The 6,920-nt window shown below is 30.9% G+C and carries 5 protein-coding genes; all 5 read left to right on the top strand.

The window, feature by feature from the left end; translation table 11 throughout:
• A partial coding sequence (locus AB674_RS22995; RefSeq protein WP_205625366.1) for a hypothetical protein occupies positions 1 to 208 on the top strand: 208 nt, incomplete at its 5' end.
• An 82-nt stretch (positions 209 to 290) separates the two neighbouring features.
• On the top strand, positions 291 to 887 hold the full coding sequence (locus tag AB674_RS17620; protein WP_047778586.1) for a hypothetical protein: 597 nt from the start codon (positions 291 to 293) through the stop codon (positions 885 to 887).
• A gap of 32 nt (positions 888 to 919) precedes the next feature.
• On the top strand, positions 920 to 3,106 hold the full coding sequence (locus AB674_RS22015; RefSeq protein WP_053004317.1) for a glycosyltransferase: 2,187 nt from the start codon (positions 920 to 922) through the stop codon (positions 3,104 to 3,106).
• A 41-nt stretch (positions 3,107 to 3,147) separates the two neighbouring features.
• On the top strand, positions 3,148 to 5,382 hold the full coding sequence (locus AB674_RS17610; protein ID WP_047778585.1) for a peptidase domain-containing ABC transporter: 2,235 nt from the start codon (positions 3,148 to 3,150) through the stop codon (positions 5,380 to 5,382).
• Between the two features lie 188 nt (positions 5,383 to 5,570).
• Positions 5,571 to 6,884: an HlyD family efflux transporter periplasmic adaptor subunit gene (locus AB674_RS17605; RefSeq protein WP_047778584.1), complete on the top strand. Its 1,314-nt coding sequence runs from the start codon at positions 5,571 to 5,573 to the stop codon at positions 6,882 to 6,884.
• Positions 6,885 to 6,920: the final 36 nt, after the last annotated feature.

Raw genomic sequence — 6,920 nt, 5'->3', positions numbered from 1 at the left:
TGGTAATATGGATAATTTTGCAAATGGTACAGGTGGCGTATTAATAGGGACTTATACAACTTCTGCGGGTTATCAACATGCGGTTATAATTACTAAAATGAATAATGATGGGACATTTAATTACTATGATCCACAAAATAATTCATCAAATACGAGAAATGTAAAGCAATTAACTCACTATCTTGCATTAACGAGAAATTGCCCGTAAATCAAAATACGAATCATTCTTCATATTTAAACGACATTAAAAAACATTTAGTTTAATAGTTTGAAAAATTTTTACTTTAAAAATGTTAAAAAAAAAGTATATACTAATTTTACTCCTAGTTTTCTGCAATTATTATGTTAATGCGCAGCAAGGCCATTTTAGGGGAAGATTCAAGAATGCTTTAGACAGATGCAAATTAATTTTCAAACAACCAAATAATTATATAAAAGTAGATTCAAGTTACGAATATGACCCCATCCCTACTTATCTTCATGGACTACTATTATACAGTATCAAAAACAAACATGATGATCTTATTATTGCTTTTACCATGATAGAAGTTCATGAACCGAACGAATTACTAAAAAAAATGTTCCCTAAATCAGCAGAAATAAACAACATAATTCCATATCTAATTAATGAAGCTGATTCTACTATATCATCTCCAATCAAGATTGATGAAAAGAAACTGAAGGAATTAAGTGCTGACAATGGATATATTTATAACATGAAAATTGTCTATCCTTATCTTGGTAAATATCCTTTGTGTAGAAAAGTCTTAATTCATAAAGACAATGTTAGTAATGCTCAAATATTGTATTTCTACACCAAAAAAGACGAAGATAAAGTAGATGATGTCATTCAAAAAACATGGGGTATGCTGAAATTTGAAAAGTAGTCAATTGTTCTTAAATTATAGACATTTTCCTTATGCTTAATCTATATATTGTCGATTATCATTCTGCTTCTAAAGATAATGGGCTTAATACCTATGTTAATCAATTAACAAAAGGGATCATAAGAAAACAGGGGATTAAACTTCATTATATTTGGATAAATAGTACAAAAGACACAGATTTTGAAAAAAATGTAGAAGGAAACGTTACGCATTACCATATTCAAAAACAAATTACTTTTTATAATGACGATTTTAATTATGAACTTCAACTAGTAGATTTTCTAGCTCAAGAAATGGCTGGACAGCGCAATGTAATTGTTCATTTCAATTGGATCAACCATTGTCCCCTTGCCTGGTATTTAAAACAAAAAATAAACTGTAAAACAGTTTTAACCAAACACAGTATTCCTTGGCGAGATTATATAAGTAGTAATTACAGTTTATTTTATAAGTTAAATCAAGCTTTAGCAAACGAAAACACAATTACACTGCCTCTGAGTTTAAAAAAAGAACAGATTAATTATGATTCAATTGATCAGATAATAACTGTAACCCAATTTGCTAAACAATCTTTAAAAAGAATATTGAATATTTCAGAAGACAAAATTACCATTATACCCAATGGTTTAACATTAGACGAGATACCATTAGCAAACAAATCAAAATTAAGAATCAAATATGGTTTTAACCCATCTGAAAAAATTCTATTGTTTGCGGGTAACCTGAATCAACGTAAAGGAGTCTTTGATTTGGTTAAAGCGTTTAGTCAATTATTGAATACTAAAGAAATAGAATTCAATAATATTCGCTTAGTTCTTGCTGGCCCCGGTGAGCAATATGAAATAATGAAACTTTGTAAAAGTCATTCAAAAAAAATAACCCTTACTGGTAGTTTAAACAAACTTACTTTATACGATTATTATGCAATGGCAGATATAGGAATTGTACCTTCTTACATTGAACAATGCAGCTATACGGCCATTGAAATGATCCATGCAGAATTACCTCTTATTGTTAGTGATGTAGATGGTCTAAAAGAAATGCTTCCCGAAGACTGTGGTTTGAGAGTAAAAGTAAAATACACTAGAATTAAGGCAACTGTTGATAGTAATGATCTCAAAAACAAAATTAAATATTACTTGCAAAACGAAGAATCAGCCAGAGCATTTTCCCAAAATGCCAAAAAATATGCGCATAATAATTTTAACGCAAATGAGATGGTAGAACAGACAATTGCTGTTTATAACCAACTAATTGATGTCCCTAAGCCATCATCTGCTGTAATCCCTACCTCTTTAAGTTCTATCGAAGAATCTGAAAAATCTTTGGTGAGCATACTTTTAGCATGTTATAATGGTGCACAATATCTGCAAAAATGCTTAGACAGCATTTTTAAGCAAACTTTCTCAAACTTTGAATTAATTATCATTGATGATGGTTCCACAGATGCAACAACTGCAATAATAAAGAAAAACAATGATCCTCGAATTGTCTATCTGAAAAATAGTAAAAACAAAGGCGCCGCCTATAGTTTAAATAAAGCAATAAATATGGCCAAAGGCAAATATATTGCCCGAATAGATCAAGATGATACAATGGCTAGCTCTCGTTTAGCTCAACAAGTGATTTTCTTAAATCAAAACCCAACTTATAGTATGGTAGGTTCAAATTGTGTGGTAATGACGCAAAATGATTTTCCAATGTACCGTATAGAAACTTATCAAGAGGATTCAGATATAAAATTAGGGATGTTGTTTAAAAACCAAATTGTACACCCTTCGATAATGATTCGCAAAGAGATTCTTAAAAAACTAAAGTACAATTCAGATTATAAACATTGTGATGATTATGAATTGTGGTTGCGGGTTGCGGCAAATTATAAAATATACAACTTACCTGAGTATTTGACTTTTTATAGGGTTCATGTCAAAAATACATCAAGGGTTCATTCTAAAACACAGCAGCAAAACACATTAGAACTTCTCTCACAGCAATTGGACAGTCTTAATATTGAGCATACCGTAGAAGAATTAGTAATACACTCAGCCGTTAGTTTTGGACATGGTTTAAACTATTTTAATACAAAGGAAAGAATTGAGAAACTACATCTTTGGTTGGATAAGATTTTTAAAGCACAAATATTAATAAAACAATATGGCAGATCAAAACTCAAAGAGTTTAAAAAACATATTATAAAAGACTATTGTGAGTTATATTGAAAATTTGCAAATACTAGCTTTAAACTAATACAATCAAGAACATGCTTCCAAAACAATTTCCTTGTGACAGACAACTCGATATGACAGATTGTGGTCCAGCCTGTTTAAAAATGATTGCTAAATATTATGGTAAGTTTTATTCATTGCAATATTTACGTGACAAATGTGGTATTACAAAAGAAGGTGTTTCCTTTTTGGATTTAAGTCATGCAGGAGAAGAAATTGGATTACGCTCACTCTCTTTAAAATCAAATATTGAAGAATTACTCTTAAAAATTCCTCTACCTGTAATTATCCATTGGGATGAAAATCATTTTATAGTGGTTTATGGTGTCAAACCTAAAAAAAATAAAGACGGCTCGATCGGTGGTTATGTTTATGTTTCTGATCCGGCAAAAGGACATCTTACATATAAAGCTGAGGAGTTTATTGCTACATGGTATAAAAATAAAGAGAATAAAGGAGTGGTAATGGCCTTTGAGCCCCAAACTGATTTTTATCTAAAAGAAGGAGAGGAGAAATTGGAGCGAAAAAGAACTTTCGATACTTTTCTAAAGTACTTTAAGCCCTATAAAAAGAGTTTTGTAAATCTATTTTTAGTGATGTTCTTAGTTACCATTTTACAAGGGATATTGCCTTTTATCAGTAAAGCTGTAATTGATGTAGGAATACAAACACATGATATTGACTTTATCAATATTGTACTAATAGCTAATGTGGCAATTGTGGTTAGCGTTTTGCTTAGTAATATGGTACGTGATTGGATATTACTACATGTAACTTCCCGTGTTAATATTGCTTTAATATCTGATTACCTGATTAAGCTAATGAAGTTACCCATTACTTTTTTTGAGAACAAATCTACAGGAGATATACTCCAACGTGCCCAGGATCACGAACGCATAAGGAGTTTTTTGATGGATAATTCAATGAATATGATTTTTTCCGGACTAACTTTTGTGACTTTTGGAATCATTATGTTCTTTTTTAATCCCGTCATTTTTTACATTTTCTTGACAGGAAGTATTCTATATGTATTGTGGGTATTTGCTTTTCTTCGTATTAGAAAAAAACTCGATTGGGAGTATTTTGATTTGGTTTCTAAAAACCAAAGTTATTGGGTCGAAACTATTGCTTGTATTCAGGATATTAAAATCAATAACTACGAGAGACCAAGGCGTTGGAAATGGGAAAACATACAAGCTCAGTTATACAAAATAAATCTACGGGTATTAAATGTAACCAATACTCAAAATATTGGAGCTCAATTTATAGAGAGCTTAAAAAATCTCTTTATTACTTTTTATTGTGCTAAAGCTGTTATAGCAGGAGAGATCACTTTTGGAGTGATGATATCCACTCAGTTCATTATCGGAATGCTCAATGCCCCTGTAGTGCAATTTATTCAGTTTATCATTTCGTTTCAGTTTGCTCAAATTTCCTTTCTTCGTTTAAATGAAATACATCAGTTAAAAGACGAAAACCAAGATGTTGGCTCCAATAACATGCAACTGCCTGAGAATAAAAGTCTAGTTTTAAATAATGTCTCTTTTCAATACACACCTACGGGGTCTGTTGTTTTGAAGACTGTAAATCTTATAATACCAGAGGGTAAAGTAACTGCTATTGTAGGAGATAGTGGTAGCGGTAAATCAACCCTATTAAAATTACTACTACGATTGTACAAACCTTCTTACGGGGAAATTATGATTGGTAATATGAACATCAATAACATTAGTCTGAATCAGTGGAGAGATAAATGCGGTGCTGTGATGCAGGATGGTAAAATATTCAATGATACTATTTTAAACAATATTGTATTGGGCGATGAAAAAATTGATTATGAAAAACTGCGTAAAGCATTAAGTACGGCCAATATTGCTCATGAGATTGAACGACTACCTCTAGGCTATCAAACTGTGATGGGAGAACAAGGTAGAGGTTTAAGCGGAGGACAAAAACAAAGAGTATTAATAGCCAGAGCATTGTATAAGAATCCAGATTATTTATTTTTTGACGAAGCGACCAATTCGTTGGATACTATAAATGAGAAGAAAATCGTGGAAGCACTCGATGATGTGTTTAAAGAAAAAACGGTGATAGTTGTCGCACATCGATTAAGTACTATTCTTAAAGCAGATCAAATTATTGTCATGCAAGAAGGCAGAGTAGTAGAACTTGGGAATCATGATTCATTAATTAAGCAGAAAGGAAGATATTATGAGTTGATTCAAACACAAGTAGAATTGACTAATTCTACAAGCTCCAGAAACTAATATAATAACTGTAGTACAAAACAACCATTTAATATTCAATACTTAAAAATGATACAAGTACTAAAATGTTTATTCTTATTGCTTTTTTTAATAAATCAATTATTATTAAGATAAAAGCACATGCTTTACCTTTAGAATAGAAAGACAAAAGAAGATAATTGACTACTGAATCAAACTTTTAATTATTTATGGAAGAAGATAAATTTATAAATTTAGAACGTACTGAAGAAGTACAGCATATTATAGATCGAATGCCGCATCGGTTTGGTATGGTGATATCAGCTATAGTGATTTTATTATTTATGCTCATGCTCTTTTTTAGTTTTAAAATAAAATATCCAGACGTTGCAAGTGGGATGATCACCATTAATACAAATGCTGCTCCAATAAAACTAATAGCAAATAGTTATGGCAAGCTGCAATTAAAACATTTACACTCTTTAGATTTTGTCAAAGAACATGAATTACTGGCTTATTTGGATAATCCTACGCCAATAAAAAATGTAATTTTAACTGACAGTTTATTAAAACGCTATAACCCAACGCAAAATAATATTACTGATTTATTGGTATTATTACCCCGCAATTTGGCCATGGGAGAATTAAATACTAAGTATTATGCTTTTTTTAATAGTCTACAGGAGCTTGAAAACTACAATCATGATCAACTTTTTGAGAAACAAAAAGCCAGTTTAAAACAATTATATATTGAACAACAAAAAGCAATACAATCCAGTAGTTTAAAAATCAAAACCGCAGAAAGCAACCTGCATTATATTCAAAAGTTTCATCAACGCGATTCTATTTTATTGAGTAAAAATGTATTGAGTGATGCTGATTTTGATAAAACAGAAATAAGCTATCTAGGTGGTAAAGATAATTATCAAAATGCAGTAACCAATATAATCTCAAATCGACAACAAGCCCAGCAGACAATAGGTAAAATACAAGAAATTACAATTCAAAAAACACAGAAAGAAAAAGAACTTCGTTTAGCCGTTTTATCGAATTATAACGATTTAAATGATAATTTAAAAAGCTGGGAACAGAAATACGTATTCAGGGCACCATTCCCAGGGAAGGTGCAGTTCTTAAAATTTTGGACAAACAATCAATTTGTTCAAAGTGGTGAATCAGTATTCACAATAGTGCCACAAAATGATAAAGTCATTGGGCAATTGGTTTTACCGGCTCATGGTGCCGGAAAAGTAAAAATAGGACAAGAAGTGATCGTTAAACTAGAAGATTATCCTTATATCGAATATGGATCAATTAGAGGAGTCGTAAAATCAATATCTCTAACAACCAATTCTTTGAAAACAGATAAAGGGGATGTTGAAACTTATTTGGTTACTGTCGATTTTCCTCAGCAATTAAAAACGAATTATAATACTACCCTCGATTTTAAATTTGAAGCAAAAGGGACTGCTGAAATAATTACCAATGATCGCAAATTAATTGAACGCTTGTTTGATAACTTGAAATACGTAATTAAAAAATAGTATTATTTTTACTAATTTTTGGCTCAATTGTAACAT

This window comes from Flavobacterium sp. ABG (assembly GCF_001027725.1).
GTDB classification, from domain to species: Bacteria; Bacteroidota; Bacteroidia; order Flavobacteriales; family Flavobacteriaceae; genus Flavobacterium; species Flavobacterium cupriresistens.
The sequence above is the reverse complement of the archived record's forward strand: the minus strand, read 5'-3'. Positions and strand labels throughout refer to the sequence as shown.

What these genes read in the sequence shown, in the direction of transcription:
- AB674_RS17620 (WP_047778586.1), top strand. Translation starts at nt 291, where the DNA reads ATGTTAAAAAAAAAGTATATACTAATTTTACTCCTAGTTTTCTGCAAT.
- AB674_RS22015 (WP_053004317.1), top strand. Translation starts at nt 920, where the DNA reads ATGCTTAATCTATATATTGTCGATTATCATTCTGCTTCTAAAGATAAT.
- AB674_RS17610 (WP_047778585.1), top strand. Translation starts at nt 3,148, where the DNA reads ATGCTTCCAAAACAATTTCCTTGTGACAGACAACTCGATATGACAGAT.
- AB674_RS17605 (WP_047778584.1), top strand. Translation starts at nt 5,571, where the DNA reads ATGGAAGAAGATAAATTTATAAATTTAGAACGTACTGAAGAAGTACAG.